Consider the following 26085-nt stretch of genomic DNA (forward strand, 5'->3'; position numbering starts at 1 on the left):
AATGCTAAAAGGAGGGCACGAAATGAAATCTATTTTAGAAAAAATGATGAATACGGGTACAGAAATCACGATTTTAGGGGAGAAAATATTGATGCGTCGCTTAAATGTAACTGATGTTTGGCGGTTCGCTAAGATTATTTCTAAAGTTGGACGCCATGCAATAGCTGATTTTGCAGATTTCGGTAAAGCTAAAAATGAAATGGATGAACTAACAAAAGCTGCAGAGTCTCTTCCAGAAGAAGAAAAAAACGTTCAGTTAGCTGCACTTAAAGAACAACAAAAACAAAAAGGTTTAGAGTTTGCTTTACGTGTACTAACAATGATCCCGGCTTGTGAAGATGATTTCACAGAGTTCTTTGCAAGTTTACTAAAAGCTAAGAAAGAGGAATTTTGCCAACTCCCTCCCGAAGCAATGGTTTCTGTTATTCAAGGATTACTGGAAAGTGAAGACTTAATGACTTTTTTCAACCAAGTGCAGGGGCTAGTGAAAGTTCAGAGCGAGAAATGGAACCAACCAGCAGCAGCGCCAATCCTAGCGTAAATGAAGACTCAGATGAATATTTAGAGGAAGCAGAACAAAATATGTTACGTGCTTTCGACAAGATACAAAAACGATATGGATGGACAGATGATTATGTCTTATCAATACCGTATTCGCGTTTAATGGACCTGTTTTCTCTAATTGCACGAGAAGAGCAGCAAGAAGAACTAAATGAGTGGAAGAAGATGGCGTTCATTGGTTTTCAAACTCGTCAACTTGAAGAAGGTACTACTTTTAATGATTATCTTCAAGCCTTTGGACTAACTGACACCCAGGACAATAAAGAGTCTTCTTATGAAATGGGTGAAGTATGGACGAAAGATGAGTGTGAAGCACATGTTGAGCAGATTATGGCTCAATTCCAGGAAGACGACGATGAAGAATAAAATGGTTATCGGCCCCAGAAGGGGGTGCGTAAATGTTAGCTGAAATGTTCCAACTGTTCGGAACGATTGGTATTAAAGCAGAAGGCGCTTATAAAGATTTACAACAGTTTGAAGATCGAGTACAAAAGACTGCAAATGGAATGCATGATAAATTCCAAAAAGCAGGGGAATCAATTAGTCATGTAGGTAACAAAATGAAAGATGTTGGTACAAACATGACAACGGGCGTTTCCTTACCTTTAGCTGGTATCGGTGCTGCCGCTGTAAAAGTGGCTTCTGATTTCGATACTTCTCAAAGAAACATCCAATCTTCTTTAGGTCTTACTGAAAAAGGTGCTGAAAACCTTGGTAAAATCGCAAAAGAAACTTGGAAAGATGGATTTGGCCAAAGTATTGAAGAAGTGGATCAGTCTCTTATAAAAGTGTATCAAAATATGAAAGACGTTCCTCACGAAGAATTAGAAGAAGCTACAAAAAGCGCTATGACATTGGGTAAAACATTTGATTCTGATATCAATGAAGTAACTCGTGGTGCAGGGCAGTTAATGAATCAGTTTGGTATTTCTTCAAAGGAAGCATTCGATTTATTTGCTGCTGGTGGGCAAGAAGGTTTGAACTATTCAAATGAAATGTTTGATAATGTGGCCGAATATGCGCCATTGTACAAACAAGCCGGTTTCTCTGCTAACGAGATGTTTACCATTATGGCAAACGGGACTCGTGATGGCAGTTATAACCTCGATTACATTAACGACCTTGTAAAAGAGTTCGGTATTCGGGTACAGGATGGTTCTAAAGGTGTATCTGATGCCTTTGCAGAAATGAGTCCAGCAACTCAAAAGGTTTGGGACAATTTCAATAAAGGTAAAGGAACTTCTGCGGATGTATTTAATGCCGTTTTAGGTGATTTAGGTAAGATGGACGATAAAGTAAAAGCAAACCAACTTGGTGTTGCTGTATTCGGTAGATGATAAATTGTGCCGAATTAAAATCGCGGTATGAAGCAAAGAGGGTGCGAATCCTAATTTGAACCGAAGGATATACAAAGTATAGCCAGGGGCAGAGCATAGAAGGTGAAAAGATATAATCCTTCCACGAGACCGCGACACTTATTAGTGAAAACGTATGCCGAACTTACAGGAAATGAACTGTAAGAAGTAGAGGATAAAAAGCCTTTACGATAACACAATTGACAAAGTGGGAAGACATGGGTGCTCAAGCTGTCTTAGGTCTTAATAATGCAAATGGTGCGTTAGGCGATGTCGAGGGCACAATGGGAAAAATGCAGAAGACGCAGCAAGAAGCTTTTGGTGTTCGTTGGCAAAAGTTAATGCGTACTACAATGGCATCTTTAGAACCATTAGGACAAGCTATTTTAGATATTGCAGAAGTGGCACTCCCTCCAATTATTAAAGCGGTAGAAGTTGCTGCAAAAGCATTTAGTTCTATGCCTAAGCCAATTCAAATTGGTGTTGTAGCAATATTAGGTATGGTCGCTGTATTAGGTCCATTAGTCGCCATGATGGGTTTTATGACAAGTGGAGTTGGAGCATTTGTTGGTTCATTAAGATTCCTAGTACCAATACTTACTAAAGTACCATTATTATTTACAGGTATTCTTAAAGTCGGCCCTAAACTTATCGGTATGTTTGGTGGAATCGGGAAAGCTCTAGCGCTGTTGGGCAGATCCATGATGACCTTACTGATGAATCCCTGGACGATTGCCATACTAGCAATTGTAGGATTAGTATATCTAATTTACAAAAACTAGGATGGCATCGTAAAATACACCAAGAAAGCAGTTAAATGGATTGGCGATGTCTGTTCTAAGGCTTGGAAAGCAACCGTAAAAGGTGCGAAATCTGCTTGGAATGGTTTAGGTAAGTTCTTCTCTGGATTCTGGGAAGGTACGAAAAAAATATTCAGTTCTGCAATGTCATTCATAGGTAAAATATTTTCTAAAGCTTGGGATGGTTATGTAAAAATAGTTAAATGGTATTTTAACTTGTTGAAAAATATAATCGAATTCGGTTGGAATGCTATTAAATTCATCTTCAAATTTGCATTAGATGGATTGAAAAAAATTGTAGATGGCACATGGAAATTCATTAAGAATAGTGTCCAAAAGGCAGTTAACACCTGGAAGAAAATTTTCTCTACTGGATGGAATGCTATTAAAAGAATTTTCTCTATGGCTTTAGCAATAATAAAGCAGTACGTAAAAACCGAATTCGAAAAAATGAAAAATACAATATCCAGTGTTTTTAACACGATTAAGGAAATTGTAAAAAAAGCCTGGGACGCAATTAAATCAACCTTTACTACAGTATTAAAATTCTTAAAAGATTTTGTGAAATCTTCTTGGGAATCTATTAAAGATACAATTTCTAGCGTTATGAACACAATTAAAAATGTGATTCAATCAGCTTGGAATTTTATAAAGTTTACAATCATTAATGCAGTTCGTGAATTTGTTGGGTTTGTAATTACTAATTTCAACAAATTATATAACACAATAACCGATGTTGTTGGCGGTATAAAAGAATTTATTGTTAGTAACTTTAAAACTATAAAGAAAGCAATCACTGGTGCATTTACAGGCATTGTAGATACTGTAAAGGATGTATTCAGTAAAGTTGGTTCTATAGTAAAAAATGTAGCAAAAGATGCAGTTAGCTGGGGAAAAGATATTATTGCTGGTATTGGTGAAGGTATGTCCGGTATGGCAGATTGGCTTATAAAAAAAGCTAAAGGAGTTGTTTCGGGAATACCTAAAGCCGTATTAAAGTTCTTTGGTATCCGAAGCCCATCCCGGTTAATGATGGAATACGGGGGCTATATTACAGAAGGTCTTGGTGTAGGGATGGAAAAAATGATTCCTGCCGTAGACAAAGCTTCTGAACTACTAAATAAAGCTGTCGTTCCACCTAAACCAATGAAACTAGTAACCGATGTATCTAATCAAATTGGACAAATGGGAGCACGTTCTGTTGATTTAATTGGTAAAACTGCACATCCATTTGCTGGACAAACCCACGTTGAGAAGAAAACGGATAATGGCGTAACAATTCAAAATGCTACATTTAAAGTCTCTGTTGAAAAACTACAATCCGCAGATGACTTTGTAAAAATGAGAAAGCTGCTACAAAACGTAGTTGCTGACGATCTAATGGGAATGGCGGTGCGAAATGTATGAGTATATTAAAAACATTACATAGAAGAGCTGGTTCATATCACCTCTTATGGGATGCTACAGAATTAGTAAGTACAATTAAATATACTATTAATTTTTCATGGCCTGGGACATATAACTTTTCTTTTATGTCCCAAGTTCCTATTGGTTCTGATGGTATGTTACCGGATAAACACTTTATTGTTCGGGTAAATGGTATTGAAAAATTTAGAGCAAGAGGTGCTTATGCCTGGGAAGCAAGAGAAATTTTTGTTGGTGCAGGGCCACAAACAATTGAATTTACAACAATCGGTTACGGTTCTTCTGACGTAGCCTATTTGCGTGATGTTTATTATCATGCATACGGACCTATACCTACAATTGCAATGATTGAGCAAACAAAAATGCCTAAATCATTAGACGGATTAAAAAACTATAATATTATGCATGGTTATCCCCGTTTCCAAAGTAACGGGAATAAAGGATGCGAAGTAGAATTCAATGTTTTATTCAACGATATTAGTTATTGGCGTGATTTCATGAAGGAAATATATCGCCCTCATATTATTACTGGGGATTACGGTACCTACGGGGGTATAATTCCGCCAAATGAAGTAGATGCAATAAGAAAAGGAACTCTAGTTATAGCAAAATGTAAATTAATATCTATGTCACAAGCAGGAGTAGGAGTTGATGGAATGTGAGGGAAGGATCTATTTCTTTAATTAGAATGTTGGGGAGCTATTTCCAGGTAGGGAATAACTCCCCTAATTTAATTGTTTATATGAAAAAAAGAGACTCTTCTACTTACGTCCAAATACAACATCGTGTAATGGGACTAGAAGTACAGGAGAACGCAGATCAGTTTGCTAGTACATTTACTATTACTTTTGCGAATGAATACGGTCAAATGGCTCCTGACAACTGGTATGGTAAGTTCTCTTCTATTCAAGAATGGTTTTATAACAGTGAAGTAACAAATACAAACCAGCTATATCCGCAGACTGAATTTAAGGTGTCTATCGGATACGGTGAAGAAGCTTTACCGTATATACATGGTTTTGTATCTGATGTGAAGGTAAATGCCGAAAGTGGGACAATATCCGTCACCTGCACAACATCATATAAAAAGGTTTTACACAAATCCGTTATCCCAACACCAGGATCAGATGAGATCGTAGCACCAACCGGTAACGTTTATGATGTGGTAAGATTCTTCTTTGAAAAAGCCGGAGTTACATTACATGGTAGCAGAGTAAACATTCCTGGTACCAATCAAAGTTGGATTGTTGAGGGAGCAACCGGTAAAAGGTTTCAAAAGTGGGATGAAATTGTACGCGATATTATAGATACAACATTCCATTATATAAAACATGAACCGGATGGAAGTTGCACATTTATGAAGATGCCGGACTATGCAATTAACGAACCTGCAAAATTTAGTTTTAGAGAAGGGGAAAATCTTATCTCTTTAGATATGCAGCTAACTGACCAGGATATAAGTAACAGTATTGTTGTTAAATGCGGAGATTACGCAAACGGATTTCTTAATTCGTTTCTATTAAAAAACGTATCGCAAGGTGATTTACGGGAGGAAATGGTGGAGGTTCCTTGGGCGACAACGTTCTTTGCAAGAAGAGCAGTTGCTGCAGCATATCATTTAAAAGCAATCCAGAAGTTCAGAACGTTAACGGTTGCAGTTGTTGGGGATCCAAGGATTCAATTATTCGATGTTATTTCAGTTTACAATAGAGATTCTGGTCAACAGTGGAATTACTTTGTCAAAGGTATTAATACAATGATTTCTGCAGATGATGGATTCTATCAAACTTTAGATTTAACTGTTAACTATGGGTATGAACCTGCTCCATATACAGATATAACTGGTATTACAGTAAATGTAGATACATTACGATTAAAACTTTGGGACTATGATTATGAAGATGGCGACTTATTAAATATTTATTGCAATGATAAGTTAATAGAGGAAAATTACTTTATACGTAATAATCCTACATACGTTGATATACCACTCGAATACGGTGCAAACATGATTGTTTTCGAAGGGGTACGGACTCCTTTAAAATGGCTTACCGGACGGATACAAGTATTAGATACACAAAATAATATTTTATATGATTATGGTTCTTTACCCGATTTAACATTTAAACGAGTAAATATAGATGAATCAACTGGTTATTATATCAAACGCCCAGCGAAAACTTGGGCTGTCACAAGGGTGAATTAGGGGTGATCTTATGATAATGCAAAAGAATTTATATGATCCGATTATGTATCTAATGAAAGGGTTGATTGACAGGCAAATATATAACGGCGGTAAACCAATGCCTGGAAATGACCCGAACGATGTATTTAAAGAAGGTATGACAGAAGGCTATACCCTTATTCGTGATGGTGCTCGTTTATCCCAAGTTGATGGAGATAAATATCTTCATTACGATCTAGATTTTAATAACCAAGGGATGTTAGACAAGGTTATATTATCCCACAAGATAACAGGAAAGAAGATGGAAATTCAATTAATATACAATGCACAAAAACAATTACAGCGTGTACAACCGCGTTTACTGGATAAAGGCAGCGGTATACTGTCTGATTTACCAATTCCCGATGTGTCATAATGATGCACGGGAATTTTTTAATACAAGAAAGGGTGATTGCTCTTGTTTGAAACAACCTATTTAGCCGGTGGCCGATTAGATCCACCTTTTCATCCAACTAAAACAGAACCATTCATACCAGGTTTCATTATGGATTCATTTTCATTCCAAACAAATGAAACTACATATACTTTACCTGCAGACATGGAGCTGTATGCAATAAGTGTAAGTGCATCTATATATGAATTAGATGATAAATGGAGCTTAATTGTAAACGGCAAAACGATTTGTAAAAACATATATACCAAGGATATTCCCGAAGGTATGCACTTTATGGTTTATAAACCTTTAGCAGCAGGAAGTACGGTTCAATTTTCATTTAAAAATCAAGGAATCCTCGATAAAACAGTATGGTTTGAATTGCATTTTTTATCATAAAGGAGGGGTATCATGAGTTTTGCTGTTACATATATGGCGGGCGGTAGATTTGACGCTCCTTATTTCCCTACAAAAACGGAACCGTATATAGAAGGTAGAAGAATTGGAATAGATGATGCAGTAAAAAAAGATGAATTCTCACTACCATTCGATACAGAGTTAATTGCATTCTCTATAGCTGCATCAAGTTATAGTGATCGTGATTATTGGAATCTATTTATCGATGGAAAACAAATATTTAAAAATGTTTATGTGAAAGACGTACCAGAAGGATTCAATTTTTCTATTATTAGACCTATTCCGGCTAACGCTGTATTAAAGTTCGAATACCACAATATAACTGGAACATCCAAAGTAGTAAAGCTGAATTATCAACTATTAAGAGATTAGGAGCGTGAAACCTATGGCATATATTGAAAAAATAGTATCAGAAGCAGAATTCCATATGGAATTAATAAATACCATGATTGAAAATGGATGGAAGAAAGTAAGTAGCTTTTACAAGGTTATTTATAAAGCTACGAAATCAGATGATCCTGTTCATAATTATTGGGCTGCAAAGCATGTAATTTTAAAAAACAATGATGGTGGTTTATACGGAATTGTTCAAGCTTGGAAGTGGACCGCAAAGTCTCAATTAGACATCGATTTTTCTAAGCCTGATGGTAAAACTGCATTTAAAACATACTTAGAAAACAACCCACAATATAAAGATCGTTCATGTATGTATTTATATATGATTGAAAAACTTCCAAGCTATCAAGAGGATAGTGTGATTATTATGGGAGCAGAAGACAAGAAAGAGTTTCAATCCATTCTAGATGTAGAATTGGCCGAAGTGATAGCTACAGAAAAAACAGAAATACACAACGGAATACCTTATACATATACCGTTTATGACTATACAGATAAGCCTGATTTAATGATGTCGCCTTGGGTTAAATCTACTTTAAGAAACCCTAAATTGCTAAATATAGACGCTGATACGAATTGGTGGCCAGATTCTTTAGTTCGTATTACAGGACAAGTTGATAAAAATAGAGTTGTCCTACTAATACAAGCAGATAAAACGCCAGCATTTGAAAATAATACTGTCCCTGTAACCCCAGTATACATGGGACGCTTAGAAAGCTATGGAAATGACGACACCATAGCAGATGCTCTTTGGGCTGGAACTGCTTATGATGAAGGTGGAGAAAGTTCTTCTCACAGCTTTAATTTTGAAAGTAAAACGCCATTTAGGGACGTATCAAACTATATGCCACGCACAAAGAAATACCCTAAGTCTCCAGGTAATGGCATTGATAATGTAATTATTAAACGTTCCCGTTTTGGTGCAAGATACCAAGCACATTATATCGCGTGGAATATACCAAGTAATATTATGCCGCCGGATCGGAAAGGTGCTAATGGTGGCCAATACCCTACAGCATGGCAAAGCCACGATAATGACGAATATAAGTATCAATTTAATCAATCTTTATATAGCGGCAGAGTTCATACATCTAGGGCTTATATTGTACATCCGGATGAAGGGGTACGTGGTTATATGCCGTATGTTGTACTTCTCTCCCCGTTAGGATTGCTAAATGGAGATAAATTAAAAGTTAGAAAAAATACATGTCCAGATACACATGACATCTACAGATTCTTTACTGTGGATGCAATTTCACCAATTACAAAAATGCCAGCTACTGCATATCGTCCAGCAGGGTTAGGTATTTTCGAGAAAACTATATAGGGGATGAATATAAATGTGGTTCGATAAAATTGTAAATTTACAAACCTTACCTACTGAATTAGAAAAGTTATTTGTAGATCACGGATGGAAACGTGATCTATTTTTCCGTATTCAAAGAGAAAGCAGCAAATTCATAGATGTGCGATTATTCGAATCAACCGGAAGTGATTTGGAGCGTAGAAGATTTGGTTTTGCAGTTGCATACGATACTGCGGATTCTGATTTCGCAGATTCCAGATATGTAGCCACAGAATCACGATTAGGGGATTTTGGAGTAGGCGATGGTAAGAAAACAAACTTCATTATTCCCACTTTTCCAATCATTGCTAGTTCCTTATCTGTTTATATAAATAGTATCTATCAAGAAAAAAACACTTATACAGTGGATGGGAGAACAGGATTAATTAAATTTAATACACCAGTAGCAAAAGGAGCTAGAGTTACGGGGGAATATCGTTTAGCTAACGATGCCTACGAACCAACGAATGATATTATTTTCTTCACTTATACTCGATACTTTATTGAGAAGGAAGTGAAAATGAGTGATCAAGATGCAGATTTAGGAAATGGTAATGGTACAAAAACAGCTTTTAAATTACCATACCCAGATTTTGACGAAAGCCGTTTTGCAGTATACAAAAACGGGACAATTTTAGATGCAAACAACTATACGTTTACAGGGGATACAATTATTTTCAAAGTTGCTCCTGCAAGTGCAGACAACATAAAGATTGCAGGTACACGTTTGCTAGAATCTAGTAACGGTAGCGATGTAACAGAAATACTACCTGCTAAGACGCAATTTACCGTACAGAGCACAAATAGTGTCCTGGCTGAAATTTTTACATCTATCAATTTTGTGAACGCTTCTCCCTATACAGTACTAAGTTTGACACCGGAGCAAAGATTCACAAAGGACTGGAAACGTGATTCCGTTGTTTACATGTACGGTAACGCTCATAAAGATCGTGTTGTAATGTTTATGCGAATTGATCCAACACCAAGCCCTGTACGAGCATTATTTGTTCCATTGTACATCGGAAGAATGTATACATTTGATAATAAACCGCAAAAGAATTTAATAATTATGGGTGGCTGCCGTTCTGGGGAAGAATTCAGCAATTCCACAAAGAAAATTGGTAATGCAAATATGGATTATGGCGAAAATACATCTGGTGGAAATCTTACGCCTGTTTTGTCTCAATCATTAACTGGATCTATGTATCAGCAGCATTACCTTGCCTTTATAACTCATAATGCTGATATCGATAGTGGCCAAGGGAGATTTAATCCTTCTATGTATAGCGGTAAATACCATTTATCACAAATTTATATCGTACATCCTAATGATGGATATGTAGGGAAACTTGATGATGTATACGCAGTACATCCTAAAAATATTCAACAAGCAGATGAACTTGAAATTGAAAAAACTGTAACAGATGAAGTGATTGGTAAAGGAGATGGAACTAAAAAGATATTCCATTTAGAGCACAAACCAAAAGAAAATACATTGAATCTATTCATGGATTGTAAGGAAGTTCCTAAAATTGATTACGATTATAATCCGGAAGATAAAACTGTAACTTTTAAGGAATACCCTGGTGGTGAAATTCTAGCTAATTATCAAATGGCGCAATTATATCGCTACACATTACCAACAACAGCAGTTTCTCCATTCACAAGTAAGTTTTCGCCTTTCAATCCAATTGGCCTAGCAATCTATAAAGAAGATATTTAAACAAGAAAGGGGGAAGGCAAAAGATGAATGAGAAAAATTATTCAATTGCTGCCCCTTCTTTATTTATAAATGAAAAGAATCATATAGTTTCTGTTAGTCCAGGCCTATCGTATGAAAAGACTTATTGTGTTTCTATTTCCGTTGCTAATCCCTTTGGGGAAAACGAGCATAGGTTTCCTGTTAGTATGCCGTCTAATTCAAGGTTTAAGGCTGTTAAAGAGGATAATGCAGATGTATTCGCAACAAAGGTAAACAGAATTAAAGGTGTCTTATCTGATGTGATTAACCGGGCTTCCAGAGACATTATTGAAATTGATGCAAGCATTACAACATTAAACGCTTTCGATATAGATCGTAACGTTAATATAGATATTTCTGAAATGGAAAACCTCACACAATCAAGATGCTTTGCAATAGATATTACAGATGATGAATCAGCGCAGCAACGCAGCCGTATTTTTGATATGGGCCATTTGAAAGAAGAACTTGCAGATAAACCATTTGATACGCATGAAATCACAATCGTAAATGAATCTATTATGTCTAGAACTACAGAAGAATATGAAATGAATGAAATCATAGAAGAAGAGCTTCTTCATAAGAAAATTCGTGAGTTTGCTACAGAATTAGAAGAACTTCCCGAATGGGTGAAAGTAGCTCGTGTATTGTATGGAGAAAAATTTTACGAAAGTATATTGGCAGACCGAAAAGAAAAAGAACTGCAGTCTAATATATTTGAGAATGGCACGGGTGAGATTGTAATTAAAGAGTTAACTGCAGTAACAACACATCCTTTAGAAATGGCAGATAGATGTATTCATGAAGTTACTACTTCTTATGAAGAGTATGATTTATTTAATGATCTAGGAATATCTGTTTATTTACCTGATTATGATCTATTTGCAAGAATCCAAAGAGAATTAAAAGCAGATTATACAAAATTTGATACTGCAGATAGAAATATTATTCAAGTTGACGGAGGTTCAATATCATTCGAATTAGTTGAAAGAGAACAGATAGAAACCATAGCAGCGGTCCCAACAGACGAAACATTTATAAGAAAAAACTTATCTTTGGAACTAGAAACCTTTGATATGGAAGATTCAAAAAGAACTCAAAACGAAGTAATAGCATCCTCTGCACGATATGAACAGGCAAATAAAGTTCACTCATGTCATGAAAGTGAAATTGAAGATGAAACACAATCAATTCGAGTTACAAATGAATTAACTGGGAATTCTATCGAAGTATTGGAATCGATGGATAATAAGGGCCGTGAACTTGCTATTGATGTGGTCAATACTGCAGGTGATTTTGTTTTAACTCGGGATCTTATTGCAGAAAACATCATTGGATTTGATAATGCTACTCGTGAAAAAGAACTGATCCATACCATATTAGATAATGGAACTACTGCTCACAAAGTAGTTCCAGAAGTAATAGCAGATTCCATTGAATCACGGGAGTTAAATAGAAAATCACAGAATATCCTTTCACACATTACAACAGATGAATTGAGCACACGAGAAAATAAACAAATTGATGTTATAGAGGAAGAATTCTCTACAGCAGATAGAAGTGTTATTGAATTAGAAGCCAAAAATGAAGAGATGGATTTATTTGAAGGTATGGGATTACCTGTTTATTTACCCGATTATGATTTATTTGCAAGGGTTAAACGGGAGTTACAAGCAATGACGGTGTTGTCCGATATAATGGATCGTTCCAAAGTTACTATAACTTCTGAAATAGTTGATAGCATTGATATGGAGCGTTGCACCCCAAATATCATTACGGATGTGTCCGGAATAGTAGATTTTAAAAGACCTGTATTAGAATTAGATTCACAAATCGCTAATGATTATGATGCAGCTGACACACCTGCAAAGCAGTCTTTAATACTAGAACTAGATACATTTGATAGAGATGTAAGTGTAGCAACTGATATAGAAGAATTCGAGCGATTTAACAGGGATACTTGCATAGAAAGTTCAGTGGCGGAATTTGAACCAGCGGAGAAAATTCTGGGAATTGATACAGAAATCATCGAAAGTGAACGGTTTATTATTAATAAATTCATTGATACCGAGTGCATACAATTTAATGATTTTATTGTTAATAATATTTACCCTACTGAAATCATTGAAGTTGATGAAAATAGAAAAGTTCAAAAAGAAAAACCGAAACTATGGTTACGTCATAGCCGTTCTTCTTGGTGGACAAATTCGAATTGGAAGAAAACAAGATAGAAGGTGATGAAATGGCTACCATTGGACAAGTGTTAAAGACACCCGAACTGGGGTGGAGAAGATATGACTGTAATTCACAAAATTTCTCACTATTTGATACAGATTTTGACCTAAGTAGCTCTGACCGATTTTACTCCGGTATTACAAATGGTCAATATATACGATTCAAGTTTTTTGGTAAACAGCTACGTGTTATTGCGGAAGTTTCTAATCTTCCTGGACAAGTTTCTATATCGATAGACGGAAATAAAGATTACTTCTCTTTAAATAGCAAAGCAGATGAAAATTATGTTTTAAAATATGAAAAGCAATTCACGGAACAGGCAATCCGTGAGTGTATTATTAAAATCGAAAACAACAATATATCATTCCATAGGTTTAACGCTTTTGATATTGATAGTTCTGGATACTTAATTGATTTCATGAGAAAAGTCTCTTTATATAAAAAAGAAGCAGGGAAAATATTTATAGAGGATTTCGATTCCATAAACCCGGAATGGATTATATCACCTTCTGAATCTTTTAGTATTGCTGCAAGAAAAGGCTTTATAAGATTGAATCATACAGCAGATAAAGATGTAATGTTACTAATCAACAAACCGCAAGGAGATATAGCGATACAAGTCATTGCTGATTATACTCCTGATGTTGAAGGGGATAAGGGCGGATTGATTATATATCAAAACGCTGATAATAAAATAGAATTTCTTGAATCTCATTCTATTAATAGTTCTAAAGAACACAGGGAATGGCTTGCTACTTCTACTGGTGAACAATGGGACTTTTATAGCAAGGTAGATGCTACCTTTGATTATGCAGATAGCGACAAATTAGAAGCGACTAAAATCGGTGTTGTATTAAAGAAAGGTGTCGCAGATCCATACAAGCCGCTAGATATTGATCGTATCATTATTACGAGTGGCCACAAATTAAAGTTAAGACAACTGTTCCCAAATAACAGGGTAATTTTAAGAGATGAAAATGGCACTACAATATCTATTAATCAAGTGGGCAAATTAAATACCGGTATAGATATAAACCTACCATCTTTAGAGTTCCAAGGAACCATTGAAGTTTACGATGAACAAAATAGCCTTATAGCAGAAAAGAAAGCCCTATTTTATGGCGGTGACATCTATAATATGGGTTCTCCTTTGAAAATCATAATGGACTCTAAAGAATTAAACGATACTGATCCAACTAATTTAGGAAATATGATTGAGGGAAAAAGAATCATTAAAATGATGGTCCAAAATGAAAATTCTGTAGCTGTTCATAATCTCAAAATTTCTATTGAGCAATACATGGAAAAGGTGGGATATACGTGGGCAAATATTTCGTTAGATAACTTAGCTTGGGTAAAACAAATTTCAATAAATACATTAAGCGCAAATAGTTCTAGGGAGTTTTGGGTACTGGTAACTAAAGATTTAAACTACATTGGGTTTGAACCTATTTTATTTAACATTAAATTGCAACATGATTGAGGTGTTTACATGGGTACTGAAATGAAAATCAATCGTTACAAAGGAACTGTAGGTGATAGTTCATCACCCGTACTTATCGAAAAATCTGAACAAATACTCGTGCAAAACGGAGAAACTCAATACCTTTCAATAAATATGGAATACAACAAATTTGATATTCGAACTATTCATGTAACAAACGATAAAGATGTTGAATCTATTATTTCGATTTTTGATAAGAAACAAAACGGACTACAAATATATAAGAGTAATCAAGAGAAGAAAACTTACGATATATTAGCAATCCCTTGCGAAGATAAAGATACAACAAGTGCTACTCATGTTTTTATTGAAAACAAAGGAAATGAACCAGCTTTATTTACAATAATCATTAAAGCAGTAAGTTTACAATAAAGGAGTGTCTTCTATGACAGAACATATCTTCAAAAGATTCACACCGTTAAAAAAGAATATATTTAATCTGGTTATTGACGAGATGTTACGTGTTGGTTGGAAACAACTAAATGAAGGAAAACCAACTTCAAATGATGTCTATGTCATGTATTCGAACGGAAATGATGGTAAAAAAAATATCTATATCGAACTTATACCATATGACGGAAGAAACATGGAGGACAGCCCACAAAAATTAGATTTTGATGTGAGATCAACGCTATATTCTGATGCTTTCTTTAAATTTTGTTATGGATATGATAAAGAGAAAGGTCGTGGGACTACTCCGGATCAATCTTGGCCGACTAGTTGGTTCCGTGGAAGGAATTACTCTGATGGTGTTACTTCAAATGGCCCTAAAATTGCTATAGATACTGAGATTGAATTCTATCTATTCGTTGATAAGGAAAAAATTATAACTTGCACAATTCCACCTGCAAGCACAAAATTAGCTCCTGCAGTTACATACATTGGGGTACTAGGAGCATTGATGTTAGAAGAAAAACATGAACCATATACACGCGCTTTAGTTTGGTACGCTAGTGCGTGGAGTGGAAATTATTCAACCGCTAACACCGGGCTTACTTTTAACCGTCCAAAAGGATCTAATGAGACAAGTATCTCGCAATCATATCGTAGTAATTGGTTGCAAATACCTACAGGATTAAATCCAAATATCGATAATACCTTTCTACTAACTCCGTTTTATATTTTATCAGATAGTTATGGTGTGCGTGGGAAATTGGAAGGAATATATCGGACTTCAGATGCAGGTATAGTAAGTGGGGATATATTAGAAATTGAAGTGAATGGGAAAATACAAAAATACAAATACGTATATGCAAGTGGTAGTTATGGTTCCTTACCTGCTCCATTAGCATTTCGTATTGAATGAGGTGATTACCATTACTGTCTTTAAAGGCATTATTTTTGAGCCTGAACTCCTATCATTAAAGAGAAATTCAGTTCAAAGAACCGGAAAAATTATTGAAGATATTTTTTTTATCGGAAGTAGAAAGTCTCTAAAACGAAACGGAATGATTTTTTGTGAGGATTTAATAGTAAATAATGATTCAAAACAAGAGGTGAACTACCCTCGTCAAGAACCATTAGAGCATTCTTGGAAGAGACTAAATACGTAAATTCTAAGCGTACAACAGTAGGCTTTTTTATTTTGACCAAAATTTGAAAGGAGGTGAGAACTTGGAAAGAATTCACGAACTCATCAAGGCTTTGAATATAAGCGATGTTATTACAAGTACTCAATTTAAAGTAGGTGGTGCTATAGGTGGTGGATTAGGAACAATAATTAATTTGTTATACGGTAAAGCGAACTTAATTTGGATATCGATCTATTGCTGGATTATCATGCTCGACTGGATTACGGGTAGTAAAGCTTCAAAGCTAGATGGAACATACTCATCACAGTATGGCATTGAGGGCATCACGAGAACCGTGGTGCTTTTATCATTACCAGCTCTTGCGCATTTATTTGATATTGCTCTTAAACTACCTGATTTCTTTTTCTTCATGGTAGTCGGTGGATTGAGTTATCACATTTTTAATAGTTTCGCAGCAAACTGTGCACGAATTGGCTGGGGAAAATGGATTCCTGCATGGTTATTAGAAAGTGTAGCATCTGAAATACAAGCAAAAATCCAAAGAAGTGATGCACGAAAAGAAAAACATAATACCAAATAAAAAAATACACGCCTTACATAAGGAGAGCATTGTCAAAAGACGGTGCTCTTTTTGTTTGGCAAAAAGGGAAAAATACACAATGAAAAATAAACTATTTAGCTCATTATTTATGACTCTATTACTCTTATTTTCGTTTGCTACGGCTTCTTTTGCCGATAGATTACTAATTATCCAAGACTTACCGAAACAAGCATATCGCTACGGTGTGGGCGCTTATGAGGGCGTTGTTGCTCATAGTACTGCAACACCAGAAGCACCAGCAATTAACATTCGAAATTATGAAGCTAGAACATGGAGAAATGCATTTGTACATTATGCTGTAGATTGGAACGAAACAGTCCAAATTGCTGATACAAAATATGTTGCTTATGGTGCTGGACCAGCTGCAAATAAAAGATTTGTTCACGTAGAACTTTCTGAAACTAGCAACCCAGATAAATTTAAATCTTCTTACGAGCGTTATGTAAAACTATTAGCTAAGATTTTAAAAGATAGAGGAATTCATCCAAGCAAAGGTTTATGGACACATAAAGATATTACTTACAAATTAGGTGGAACTGACCACGAAGATCCGATTGATTACCTTCACAGTCACGGTGTATCAGAATCACAATTCAGAGCGGACGTACAAAAGGCGTATGAAGGCGCAACAGTTACAGTTAAACTAAAACCACAAGAACCATCTCAAAACGTTGTAGGCGAAACAGGAGTAGCTTATATTGAAGGATTTAACGTAAACCTAAGAAGTGGACCATCAACAAATTATGGTGTTATCCGTCAATTAAATAAAGGAGAAGCATATCAAGTATGGGGAAAACAAGGTGATTGGTTAAATCTTGGCGGTAACCAATGGATTTATAACAACTCATCTTATATTAAATATCAAGGGGAACAAACTACTACTTCAAGTTCTGTAGTAGGAAAACGTGTTGTTTCTAAAGTGGACGACCTTCGTTTCTATGACTCTGCTTCTTGGTCTGATAAAGATGTAGCAGGAACGGTAGATGAAGGACTTGGATTTACTATTGATGCTAAAGTATCCGTTAATGGTTCACCACAATACAAGGTACACAACAGTAAAGGCGTAACATACTATATAACTGCAAATGAAGCCTATGTGTATGTGAAGTAGAAAAAAGGGTATGCACAAGTTTGGGCATACCCTTTTTTTGTTTATTTCACGTAAAAAAATGGAGTTTTTTCTATAATTTAGCCTATATTTGGAACCCTTTTCTATAATTCTTATTACATACTAAAAGGAATCTTATTTTCAAAACAGAATAGTTATATTTTAAAATTACTTTTGTATTTTTTTAGAGGAGGTGAATTAATGTTAAAATTTATTTGGGCAATTGCATTCGCTCTAATTATATTCTTTTTAGTGCGCGGTACGTTTATACCATATATAGCTTCTAATGAAAATATTGTAGCTTTATTTGTAATTTTTACCGTAGTTATTATTAATTCATGGATTATTGACTTAATAAATCGTTTATATAAAAAAAGAACCGAACTAGATAAATAATCTAGTTCGGTTCTTTTTTTATTTTGTATATTTCATAACTTTTGTATCAGTATATACTTTCTTACCGTTTTTAATTGTATCCGTTACTGTTTTTACATAATGGTTAACGGCATCGATATCTCTATATGCTTCAGTGTGATAATACGTAATAGAAGGTTGATTAAAATACATTAATCCGCTTGCAACTACTTGTGCTGTAACCTGTACTGGTTTCCAAGGAATATAAGAAGATAATCCATTTACTAAAATAAGTCCTACATTATAACTGTCTTTATTAATTCTATTGCTTGAATCTTTACTACTAGCGTGTTTCCAATTGAAACTACCATCAGCAATAATTACTCCCTGCGTATTACTTGTACGAGTTTCAGTGCCTGAAACCTCTCTATTAATAACGTTTTCATTTTCATCAAATTTTAATGTTTCGCTGTATAACACTTCAAAGTCTGCATTTGAAGTATCCAAAGGTGATGTTACACCTGCAAATTTTGCTGATGAATTAGCAGCTTCAGGTGCTGTAGGCGAATCTGCATATACATTACCTGCGCCCCATCCAGTACTCACTAACATGCCGCCAACTAGTAACATTGGGATTGTCTTTTTCTTTAATAAGTTTTTATAACCCATAATAACATCTCCATTCTTTTAAAAGTTTATGCTAATTTACCGGTATTCACTAGCACAATTCCGATAATAGGCTATAAAATTTGAAAAATAAATAATATTCAGATTAAAAATTTTGCAAAACAATTCGACAAACCCTCTTAAAACTATGTCATTACTGGAGTTATAGCGATTTTTATATAAAGAATTTCATCTTTACAATCTAACGATTTACCGATAATCATACGTCAATTGATAAATTAAAAACCGAATATTCTGAATTATATTTATAAAATCATTTTTTACAACTTATTACAATTAAACTTTGTTATGATTGTTTTTATATAAACTGAATAAAGGAGATTGCGATATGATAATTCTGAATAATGAAAAAGTTACCAAACTATTAAATGAATGGTATAAAGTTATTCTATCTAAGCAAATAACAAAAGCGACAAGAATGAAAGAAGAAGTTGATGAAAAGATTAGTGTCTTAATGGTCGAACAAAACCGAGATCTACAAGATCAAAATCTCTTATTGTATTATTCTCTATTAGATTATAGTTATAAAGTGTTAATAAATAAATCATATGTAACTCGTAGTGATTTTGATGCAGTTGAAAAACTTACAACAAAAACTATAGATGAGTATTTAAAATACTACTACCATTTCTATAAAGCTGTGCATAACACCATGATTGCTAACTATATGGAGGCTATGGAGCAATTTGAAGAAGCTGAACGACTTTTAGAGTATATTCCTAATGAAATTGAAAAAGCTGAATTTAATTATAAACTTGGTGAACTATATTACCATCTTCAACAACCTTTATTAACAATTAAGCATGTAATGAAAGCAAAAGACATATACAAAAAGTATGAAGATTATATAATAAATCAAATTGAATGCGATACAATCCTGGGATTAGCAAGTGTCACTTTAAGTCAGTTTGAACAAGGGGAAGAACTTTTTGTTAAGTGTTTGGATATGGCTAAAAAACATAACTGCACTCGACTAATTACCTTAATTCAGTACAACTTGGGTTTCCTTTATGCAAAACAAGGTATATCCGCAACTGCAATTCGACATTTAATGGATGTATATAAATCTGAAAAACCATATCATAAAACTGTATTCTTACTGGCTCGAGAACATTTCAAAGTAAATGAAATTGAAAAAGCGCAAGAATTTTTGATTCAAGGCTTTGAATTAGCTGACGTTGAATATACACATCATTTACGAATACTTCGAGCACAATACGATGAAAATTATAAGCAAAATCTAGAAACAACGATTGCAGATGGACTAGATTACTTCAAATCCCAAAAACTTTATGGATTTATGGAAGAGTACGCTGGAATTTTAGCGAAAAAACTTTATCAAGAAGGTAATCATGAGAAGGCTAGCCAATATTTTAATATATCTTATGATGCTAAAGAATTACTTCAGAAGGGAAGTGCGTTAAAATGAAAAAAGTACTAATGGGATTTGTTAGTTTTGCTGCTGTTTTAACTATTGGAAGTTTTACTGAATCTTTTACATCACAAGCTGACCATGGTAGACCGCCTGCACCACAAAGACCAGATTATATTTCTAATGTGGCAGATTTTGATCACGGTAGACCACCTGCGCCGGCATATGAATACGGCGATACTTATATTGATCATGGTGAGCATATCTAAAACAAAAAGAGGGCGTGATATATACGTCCTCTTTTTGTTTTATTTTAATTACGACCAAATTATATTTGAAATAATATAAAGGATAATGTTCTAGTATATCAATCCCATCAACATAAATGTCTGGGTGTGGCTTGCTATCAAGAAACTGTCCAAGTGTCAACAGGAAAAAGTGTTAGTTTCTCATATAAATCTCATAATTGAGAATTGCTTTAAATAACCGGTGCAACAACAGCGAAATGCGATTCATATATTTGCACACATTTTGCACACATTTTGTTCACGTACTATATAAAAAAATATGAAAATCTATAAAAATAATTATTTCAATAAAATTTGTTCTAGATATTAAAAAGTGCCAAAACCCTTTTGTTATAAGGGGTTTGACACTTTTTTGTTTTTTATATTTTATCAAATAAACAATCCTAAAATTGTTCATTCTTCTCCCAAGATTCAACGATATAATGAGCAATCGTCGGATTGAAGCCTTTACCAACTAAAAACATAATTGCAGCAACTTCTGTTAATGCGTGTTCGTGTGATGTATGTTTTGCTTCATTTAAACCGTAATCTACCCATGGTTTTACGAAATCTAGTACAGGTTTCTTGAAAGGTAAAAATTGTGTACCGACAACTTGTTGAATTTGTTGTTGTGTTGGTTCAGTAATTGGTCCAGGTGGTAAGATTTGTGGTTGTGTAATGTCTAGTGTTGGTCCGGGCGGTAAAATTTGTGGTTGAGTTGGATCTATTGTTGGTGGTTTAGGTGGTGAGACACGTGCGTCGTAGTTTGGTTGATACATTTGTTGTTGATATTGCGGTTGTTGTGGCTGAGTTGTGTATGGGTTTTGTGGTGCTACATATGGATTTTGTGGATATTGTTGTTCTTGGTTTTGTGGTGCTACATATGGATTTTGTGGATATTGTTGTTCTTGGTTTTGTGGTGCTACATATGGATTTTGTGGATATTGTTGTTCTTGGTTTTGTGGTATTACATATGGATTTTGAGGATATCGCTGTTCTTGATTTTGTGGTGCTGCATATGGATTTTGAGGATATTCATAATTTGGACGTGTGTCATATGGATTTTGTTGAAATTCAGTTTCTTGGTTTTGCGTTGTTGCATATGGGTTTTCGTCATGTTGTTGCTCTTGCTGTTGTAACTCTTGTTCTTCGTATTGTTCTGTGTATCTCTGTTCTTGTTGTTGAGGATACAATGGTTGCCTTGGATAAGGCGGTTGATTATTATAGAACATGTTTATTCCTCCTTCATGATGATGCCTACCACCTAGTGTATGGGCGGACAAGAAAATATGTGATGAAAAAATGCGGGCGTGTTACAATAAGTAACTGGGTGAAGATAAAATGACAAAACAAGAAAAAATTCAAAAAACAATTACTTTTGTAAAACATATTTTAGAAAAAGATGCGAGTGGGCATGATTGGTATCATATTGAACGTGTACATAAAATGGCGATTTCTTTATCTGAGCAAGAAGGTGGAAATCGTTTTATAATTGAAATGGCAGCATTACTTCACGATGTGGCAGATGAAAAGCTAAATGAAAGTGAAGAAGCAGGAATGAAAAAAGTTTCTGATTGGTTAGAAGAGCTACGTGTTGAAGAAGAGGAAAGTAAACATATTCTTCATATCATCGCCAATATGTCTTATAAAGGTGGCCATGGCGGCACAGTAGAGTCACTTGAAGGGAAAATTGTTCAAGATGCCGATCGTTTAGATGCTCTTGGTGCAATAGGAATTGCTCGTACATTTGCATATGGCGGGGCGAAAGGGAGATTAATGTATGACCCAACTATTCCGCCGCGTGAAGAAATGACGAAAGAAGAGTATAGAAAAAATAATGATCCATCTTTAAATCATTTTTATGAAAAACTTTTGAAATTAAAAGATTTAATGAATACGAATGCAGCAAAACAAGAGGCTGAAATTCGTCATCTTTATATGGAACAGTTTATTGAACAATTTATGAAAGAGTGGAATGCACAAATATGAAAATGTTAACTGTGGAGAACTTATCAAAATCATATGGAGAAAAGCCGTTATTTGATGGATTATCATGTAGTATTACAGAAGGACAACGTGTCGGAATTATTGGTGTAAACGGAACTGGTAAATCGACATTATTAAAAATTATTGCGGGATTAGAAACTCCTGATACAGGTGATATGACGCATTCACGTGGGTATACAATTAGTTATTTATCACAGCAACCAGAGTTTGATGAAAAACTGACAGTATTAGAGCAAGTGTTCCATGGCGATACACCTTTAATTCGTCTTCTTCGTGATTATGAAAAAGCACTATTAAATATTGAAAAAGATCCAAGTAATGAAAAAGTACAGGAACAATTATTTGCAGTGCAGCAACGTATGGATGCAATGAGTGCATGGGAAGCAAATGCAAATGCGAAATCTCTTTTAACGAAATTAGGAATTACGGACTTCACTGCAATTGTTGGGAATTTATCTGGTGGACAGAAAAAACGTATCGCAATGGCACAATGTTTTATTGAAACACCGGATTTATTAATTTTAGACGAGCCTACGAACCATCTTGACCACGAGACAGTTGAATGGTTAGAAGAATATTTAGCGAGATATACAGGTTCGGTATTACTTGTAACCCATGATCGTTATTTCTTAGATCGTGTGACGAATCGTATTTTTGAATTAGATAATGGTAAACTATATAGCTACGAAGGAAACTATAGTACATTTTTAGAAGCGAAAGCACTTCGTGAAGAGCAAGAATTGGCACAAGAATCGAAACGCCAAAATTTATATCGTCGTGAACTTGCTTGGATTCGTCGTGGTGCAAAAGCCCGTTCTACGAAACAAAAGGCGCGTATTCAGCGTTTTGATGAGCTAAAGGCACAAGAAGGACCAGCTGCAAAACAGTCAGTTGATATTGCACTAAGCGGAAGTCGTCTAGGAAAGAAAGTACTTGAGTTAAAAGATGTAACGAAAAAATTTGGCGATAAGACGGTATTACATAATTTTAATCATATTGTGAAACCGGGTGATCGTATCGGAATTATTGGGGCGAATGGAAGCGGGAAATCTTCCCTATTAAATATGCTTGCAGGTAAGTTATCTCCTGATAGTGGTGAAGTGGAAGTAGGACAAACTGTAAAAGTTGCTTATTATACGCAAGAAAATGAAGAGATGAATTTAAATCAGCGTATGATTGAATACATTAAAGAGATTGCAGAAGTTATTCATACGACAGATGGAAAAGTAATTGGTGCATCTCAAATGTTAGAACGTTTCTTATTCCCGACGCATTCACATGGTACACCACTTGGTAAACTATCTGGTGGTGAAAGAAGACGTTTATATTTATTACGTATTTTAATGGGAGAACCAAATGTACTTTTACTTGATGAACCTACGAACGATCTAGATACACAAACATTAACAGTACTAGAAGATTATTTAGAAGATTTCCCAGGTGTCGTTTTAACTGTATCGCATGACCGTTACTTCTTAGATAAAGTAGTAGATGAACTGTTCATCTTTACTGGCGGAGGCGAAGTGCGTGAGTTTCTAGGTAGTTATACAGATTATTTAGAAATGGAAAAAACGAGAGAACTTATGGAGAAAGCGGAAGTTCAAAAAGAGAAAAAAGTTGTAGAAGAAGCGCCAAAACAACAACGTAAACGTAAACTTTCATACAATGAACAGCGTGAATGGGAAACGATTGAAGATACAATTGCCGAACTTGAAGAGAAAATTGAGTCAATTGGAGAAGAACTTGCGAAAGTTGGATCTGACTTCACAAAGGCACAAGAATTATCTGAAGCACAGCAGAAAACAGAAGAAGAGCTAGAAAAAAAGATGGAAAGATGGAGTGAACTATCAGACATCGTTGAAGGATTAAAATAAAAACAAGCTGCATATATTGAAAAGTAAAGAGAAAAACTTTACACTATTGGTAGAACCTATTTTAGGAGGGAAAAAATGAGAACATCTAATCCAATGTTGAAAAAAGAGGCATTCCGTAAAGAGGGAGCAAGTGCTTCTGCGATGACGATTGGCGGAACAGTAGGCAAAACGTTCATTATGCTTATCTTGCTACTTGCAACGTCTGTCTATTCATACATACAGATGATGCAGGGGACGATGAAGATGCCAGTATTAATTGGTGCTTTAATCGTTGCGGCAATCATCGCATTTGCGTCTATGTTCTTCCCACGTATTTCACCTTTTGGGGCACCAATCTATGCAGCGGTAGAAGGGGTTGTGTTAGGAAGTATTTCAGCAGTTTATACAATGAAATTTGGCGATTCTATCGTTTTAAATGCTGTATTACTAACAATCTCAATTCTATTTGCAATGTTAGTGTTATATGCAACACGCGTAGTAAAAGTAACGGATAAATTCCGTACAGGCGTGATGGCAGCAACACTTGGAATTATGGTTATGTATTTAGTCGTATTCCTACTAAATATGTTTGGTGTAACTGTTCCATACATTCACCAAGGTGGTACAATCGGTATTATTATTAGTGCAGTTGTTATTGTAGTTGCTGCATTAAACTTATTACTAGATTTCGATTTAATCGAAAATGGTGCACGTAGTCAAGCTCCGAAATATATGGAGTGGTATACTGCGATGGGACTAATGCTTACATTAGTATGGTTATACTTAGAAATTCTTCGTTTCGTTTCTTACTTTACGAAAAATGACTAATAAAAAAATCCTGCATGAAAAATGCAGGATTTTTTTATTTTCAAAGATATATTGAATGTATGGTATAATATGGATGATAGCAACTTGAAGTGAAGGAGATGGAATATGATGAAAGAGAAGAAGGGGATTATGAAAAAACTATTTTCTAAAAGTTTTTTCATAGAACTAGATGAAGCTTTAACGTATCCATCATCAAAAGTTATTACTTCAGCGATTGAAGGATATGCAGCTGAATGCAATGAAAGACTAAAATTTGAGAGTAAAGTTAAACCGATTACTTTCTACTTAGAAAATGCAATGTACCGTGCTGAAATAAAGATGGCTCGCGGAGGATATTACATATCTTGTACTGAAGTGTAATAAATTTTGAAACCATACATGTTTGAACTATGTATGGTTTCTTTTTTTGTTTTGTAAGGTCTAAAATAATACTTTTTACTTACGGATATATCATTTTGTGCTTTTTACCATTCAAACATTTCTCCTTACAATAAAGAAAAACATGTGAGGTGATATAACTTATGATGAATCGAGTTGTATTAATCGGTAGATTGACAAAGGAGCCAGAATTATACTACACAAAACAAGGCGTCGCTTATGCACGAATATGTATTGCGGTGAATAGAGGATTTCGAAATAGTTTAGGTGAACAACAAGTCGATTTTATTAATTGTGTCGTTTGGCGCAAATCGGCTGAGAATGTAACTGAATATTGTAAAAAGGGATCACTCGTTGGGATTACAGGGCGTATTCAGACTAGTAATTACGATGATGAACAAGGCAAGAGAATATATAGAACTGAAGTTGTGATTGAGAGTATTACCTTTTTGGAGAGAAGGCGGGAGGGGGCATCGTAATAAAAGGTGATTTGAAGTAATAGCTTCGGAAAAAATTGTGGAAAGTATTTAAATAAACTTAATGGATAAAAAATAAAAATCATCGGAAACGAAAGCTTTTAAAATCCCGTTCCTAATTTAAAATGTAAAAAGAATGAAATAGTATGGTAGCGGGAAGAAAGTAGTAAAATTAAGCATCCGAGTAGGAGTATAGAGTGATAAC

Annotated in this window: 25 protein-coding genes and 2 pseudogenes; 25 read left to right on the top strand and 2 right to left on the bottom strand. The window is 34.9% G+C overall.

Translation table 11 applies throughout. The features are described 5' to 3' along the window. Positions 1–22: 22 nt before the first annotated feature. The 18 genes and pseudogenes from V7S45_RS10470 to V7S45_RS10555 all read left to right on the top strand — a co-directional run bounded on the left by V7S45_RS10470 (position 23) and on the right by V7S45_RS10555 (position 18034). Positions 23–541 carry a hypothetical protein gene (locus tag V7S45_RS10470; RefSeq protein WP_000836018.1) on the top strand — a complete coding sequence of 173 codons (519 nt, stop codon included), beginning with the start codon at positions 23–25 and terminating at the stop codon, positions 539–541. Next, the gene (locus tag V7S45_RS10475) at positions 505–927 is read left to right on the top strand and encodes a hypothetical protein (RefSeq protein WP_070183786.1); all 423 of its coding nucleotides are present in this window, start codon (positions 505–507) and stop codon (positions 925–927) included. Before V7S45_RS10470 ends, V7S45_RS10475 begins: the two co-directional genes overlap by 37 nt. Positions 928–959: 32 nt before the next feature. Beyond that, positions 960–1892 (top strand): annotated as a pseudogene (locus tag V7S45_RS10480) (phage tail tape measure protein); the annotation flags it as partial. A 224-nt stretch (positions 1893–2116) separates the two neighbouring features. After that, positions 2117–4123: pseudogene (locus V7S45_RS10485) on the top strand (hypothetical protein). Further along, positions 4120–4803, top strand: coding sequence for a hypothetical protein (locus V7S45_RS10490; RefSeq protein ID WP_088346016.1), 684 nt, complete (start codon positions 4120–4122; stop codon positions 4801–4803). Before V7S45_RS10485 ends, V7S45_RS10490 begins: the two are co-directional and overlap by 4 nt. Next, positions 4800–6347: a hypothetical protein gene (locus V7S45_RS10495; protein WP_098852123.1), complete on the top strand. Its 1548-nt coding sequence runs from the start codon at positions 4800–4802 to the stop codon at positions 6345–6347. The genes V7S45_RS10490 and V7S45_RS10495 overlap by 4 nt, the downstream gene beginning before the upstream one ends. Positions 6348–6357: 10 nt before the next feature. After that, the gene (locus V7S45_RS10500) at positions 6358–6741 is read left to right on the top strand and encodes a hypothetical protein (protein ID WP_021727719.1); all 384 of its coding nucleotides are present in this window, start codon (positions 6358–6360) and stop codon (positions 6739–6741) included. A 42-nt stretch (positions 6742–6783) separates the two neighbouring features. Beyond that, positions 6784–7158: a Low copy number virion structural protein gene (locus V7S45_RS10505; RefSeq protein WP_088346020.1), complete on the top strand. Its 375-nt coding sequence runs from the start codon at positions 6784–6786 to the stop codon at positions 7156–7158. Between the two features lie 12 nt (positions 7159–7170). Next, a complete protein-coding gene (locus tag V7S45_RS10510) occupies positions 7171–7548 on the top strand; it encodes a hypothetical protein (protein WP_017673856.1) in 378 nt (125 codons plus the stop codon). Positions 7549–7561: 13 nt separating this feature from the next. Next, positions 7562–8899, top strand: a complete 1338-nt coding sequence (locus V7S45_RS10515) for a hypothetical protein (RefSeq protein WP_342761793.1) — start codon at positions 7562–7564, stop codon at positions 8897–8899. 13 nt (positions 8900–8912) lie between these two features. Beyond that, positions 8913–10640 carry a hypothetical protein gene (locus V7S45_RS10520; RefSeq protein ID WP_342761794.1) on the top strand — a complete coding sequence of 576 codons (1728 nt, stop codon included), beginning with the start codon at positions 8913–8915 and terminating at the stop codon, positions 10638–10640. 23 nt (positions 10641–10663) lie between these two features. Next, positions 10664–12889: a hypothetical protein gene (locus tag V7S45_RS10525; RefSeq protein WP_342761795.1), complete on the top strand. Its 2226-nt coding sequence runs from the start codon at positions 10664–10666 to the stop codon at positions 12887–12889. Continuing rightward, positions 12871–14376, top strand: a complete 1506-nt coding sequence (locus V7S45_RS10530) for a cell adhesion protein (RefSeq protein ID WP_342761796.1) — start codon at positions 12871–12873, stop codon at positions 14374–14376. The genes V7S45_RS10525 and V7S45_RS10530 overlap by 19 nt, the downstream gene beginning before the upstream one ends. Before the next feature lie 9 nt (positions 14377–14385). After that, complete coding sequence (locus V7S45_RS10535; protein ID WP_342761797.1) at positions 14386–14769, top strand: hypothetical protein; 384 nt, start codon at positions 14386–14388, stop codon at positions 14767–14769. A gap of 13 nt (positions 14770–14782) precedes the next feature. Then, positions 14783–15703, top strand: coding sequence for a hypothetical protein (locus V7S45_RS10540; protein ID WP_342761798.1), 921 nt, complete (start codon positions 14783–14785; stop codon positions 15701–15703). Between the two features lie 308 nt (positions 15704–16011). Further along, positions 16012–16509, top strand: a complete 498-nt coding sequence (locus V7S45_RS10545) for a phage holin family protein (RefSeq protein WP_342761799.1) — start codon at positions 16012–16014, stop codon at positions 16507–16509. 79 nt (positions 16510–16588) lie between these two features. Continuing rightward, positions 16589–17641, top strand: coding sequence for an N-acetylmuramoyl-L-alanine amidase (locus V7S45_RS10550; protein ID WP_342761800.1), 1053 nt, complete (start codon positions 16589–16591; stop codon positions 17639–17641). A 198-nt stretch (positions 17642–17839) separates the two neighbouring features. After that, positions 17840–18034: a hypothetical protein gene (locus V7S45_RS10555; protein ID WP_000911201.1), complete on the top strand. Its 195-nt coding sequence runs from the start codon at positions 17840–17842 to the stop codon at positions 18032–18034. Between the two features lie 18 nt (positions 18035–18052). Here the strand turns inward: V7S45_RS10555 and V7S45_RS10560 are convergent, their stop codons facing one another. Continuing rightward, positions 18053–18661, bottom strand: coding sequence for a hypothetical protein (locus tag V7S45_RS10560; RefSeq protein ID WP_000540835.1), 609 nt, complete (start codon positions 18659–18661; stop codon positions 18053–18055). Between the two features lie 346 nt (positions 18662–19007). On the opposite strand from V7S45_RS10560, the gene V7S45_RS10565 reads away from it, so the two are divergent. Beyond that, positions 19008–20108, top strand: a complete 1101-nt coding sequence (locus tag V7S45_RS10565) for an aspartate phosphatase (RefSeq protein WP_342761801.1) — start codon at positions 19008–19010, stop codon at positions 20106–20108. Beyond that, positions 20105–20320, top strand: coding sequence for a hypothetical protein (locus V7S45_RS10570; protein WP_000757098.1), 216 nt, complete (start codon positions 20105–20107; stop codon positions 20318–20320). The genes V7S45_RS10565 and V7S45_RS10570 overlap by 4 nt, the downstream gene beginning before the upstream one ends. Positions 20321–20742: 422 nt before the next feature. On the opposite strand, the gene V7S45_RS10575 is transcribed toward V7S45_RS10570, so the two are convergent. Next, complete coding sequence (locus V7S45_RS10575) at positions 20743–21570, bottom strand: hypothetical protein (protein ID WP_025709741.1); 828 nt, start codon at positions 21568–21570, stop codon at positions 20743–20745. A gap of 109 nt (positions 21571–21679) precedes the next feature. On the opposite strand from V7S45_RS10575, the gene V7S45_RS10580 reads away from it, so the two are divergent. From V7S45_RS10580 to V7S45_RS10600, 5 genes are all read left to right on the top strand, one after another. Then, positions 21680–22327 (top strand): HD domain-containing protein, encoded by a 648-nt coding sequence (locus V7S45_RS10580; protein WP_000165965.1) that lies wholly within the window; start codon positions 21680–21682, stop codon positions 22325–22327. Next, entirely contained in the window at positions 22324–24219 is a 1896-nt protein-coding gene (locus tag V7S45_RS10585) for an ABC-F family ATP-binding cassette domain-containing protein (protein ID WP_000783169.1), read from the top strand. The genes V7S45_RS10580 and V7S45_RS10585 overlap by 4 nt, the downstream gene beginning before the upstream one ends. Before the next feature lie 75 nt (positions 24220–24294). After that, positions 24295–25026 carry a Bax inhibitor-1/YccA family protein gene (locus tag V7S45_RS10590; RefSeq protein ID WP_025687369.1) on the top strand — a complete coding sequence of 244 codons (732 nt, stop codon included), beginning with the start codon at positions 24295–24297 and terminating at the stop codon, positions 25024–25026. Positions 25027–25131: 105 nt separating this feature from the next. Beyond that, entirely contained in the window at positions 25132–25386 is a 255-nt protein-coding gene (locus V7S45_RS10595) for a DUF4318 domain-containing protein (protein ID WP_000975137.1), read from the top strand. 161 nt (positions 25387–25547) lie between these two features. Then, positions 25548–25883 (top strand): single-stranded DNA-binding protein, encoded by a 336-nt coding sequence (locus V7S45_RS10600; RefSeq protein WP_000982013.1) that lies wholly within the window; start codon positions 25548–25550, stop codon positions 25881–25883. The last annotated feature ends 202 nt before the right edge of the window (positions 25884–26085 follow it).

The sequence above is a fragment of the Bacillus sp. BR3(2024) genome (genome assembly GCF_039134555.1).
Classification (GTDB): domain Bacteria; phylum Bacillota; class Bacilli; order Bacillales; family Bacillaceae_G; genus Bacillus_A; species Bacillus_A cereus.

Bases quoted from the DNA above. Each gene is read 5' to 3' on its own strand.
- V7S45_RS10525 (WP_342761795.1), top strand. From the start codon at position 10,664: ATGAATGAGAAAAATTATTCAATTGCTGCCCCTTCTTTATTTATAAAT.
- V7S45_RS10565 (WP_342761801.1), top strand. From the start codon at position 19,008: ATGATAATTCTGAATAATGAAAAAGTTACCAAACTATTAAATGAATGG.
- V7S45_RS10515 (WP_342761793.1), top strand. From the start codon at position 7,562: ATGGCATATATTGAAAAAATAGTATCAGAAGCAGAATTCCATATGGAA.
- V7S45_RS10580 (WP_000165965.1), top strand. From the start codon at position 21,680: ATGACAAAACAAGAAAAAATTCAAAAAACAATTACTTTTGTAAAACAT.
- V7S45_RS10600 (WP_000982013.1), top strand. From the start codon at position 25,548: ATGATGAATCGAGTTGTATTAATCGGTAGATTGACAAAGGAGCCAGAA.
- V7S45_RS10560 (WP_000540835.1), bottom strand. From the start codon at position 18,661: ATGGGTTATAAAAACTTATTAAAGAAAAAGACAATCCCAATGTTACTA.
- V7S45_RS10595 (WP_000975137.1), top strand. From the start codon at position 25,132: ATGATGAAAGAGAAGAAGGGGATTATGAAAAAACTATTTTCTAAAAGT.
- V7S45_RS10540 (WP_342761798.1), top strand. From the start codon at position 14,783: ATGACAGAACATATCTTCAAAAGATTCACACCGTTAAAAAAGAATATA.
- V7S45_RS10555 (WP_000911201.1), top strand. From the start codon at position 17,840: ATGTTAAAATTTATTTGGGCAATTGCATTCGCTCTAATTATATTCTTT.
- V7S45_RS10490 (WP_088346016.1), top strand. From the start codon at position 4,120: ATGAGTATATTAAAAACATTACATAGAAGAGCTGGTTCATATCACCTC.
- V7S45_RS10470 (WP_000836018.1), top strand. From the start codon at position 23: ATGAAATCTATTTTAGAAAAAATGATGAATACGGGTACAGAAATCACG.
- V7S45_RS10535 (WP_342761797.1), top strand. From the start codon at position 14,386: ATGGGTACTGAAATGAAAATCAATCGTTACAAAGGAACTGTAGGTGAT.
- V7S45_RS10575 (WP_025709741.1), bottom strand. From the start codon at position 21,570: ATGTTCTATAATAATCAACCGCCTTATCCAAGGCAACCATTGTATCCT.
- V7S45_RS10585 (WP_000783169.1), top strand. From the start codon at position 22,324: ATGAAAATGTTAACTGTGGAGAACTTATCAAAATCATATGGAGAAAAG.
- V7S45_RS10550 (WP_342761800.1), top strand. From the start codon at position 16,589: ATGAAAAATAAACTATTTAGCTCATTATTTATGACTCTATTACTCTTA.
- V7S45_RS10590 (WP_025687369.1), top strand. From the start codon at position 24,295: ATGAGAACATCTAATCCAATGTTGAAAAAAGAGGCATTCCGTAAAGAG.
- V7S45_RS10475 (WP_070183786.1), top strand. From the start codon at position 505: ATGGAACCAACCAGCAGCAGCGCCAATCCTAGCGTAAATGAAGACTCA.
- V7S45_RS10520 (WP_342761794.1), top strand. From the start codon at position 8,913: ATGTGGTTCGATAAAATTGTAAATTTACAAACCTTACCTACTGAATTA.
- V7S45_RS10510 (WP_017673856.1), top strand. From the start codon at position 7,171: ATGAGTTTTGCTGTTACATATATGGCGGGCGGTAGATTTGACGCTCCT.
- V7S45_RS10570 (WP_000757098.1), top strand. From the start codon at position 20,105: ATGAAAAAAGTACTAATGGGATTTGTTAGTTTTGCTGCTGTTTTAACT.
- V7S45_RS10500 (WP_021727719.1), top strand. From the start codon at position 6,358: ATGATAATGCAAAAGAATTTATATGATCCGATTATGTATCTAATGAAA.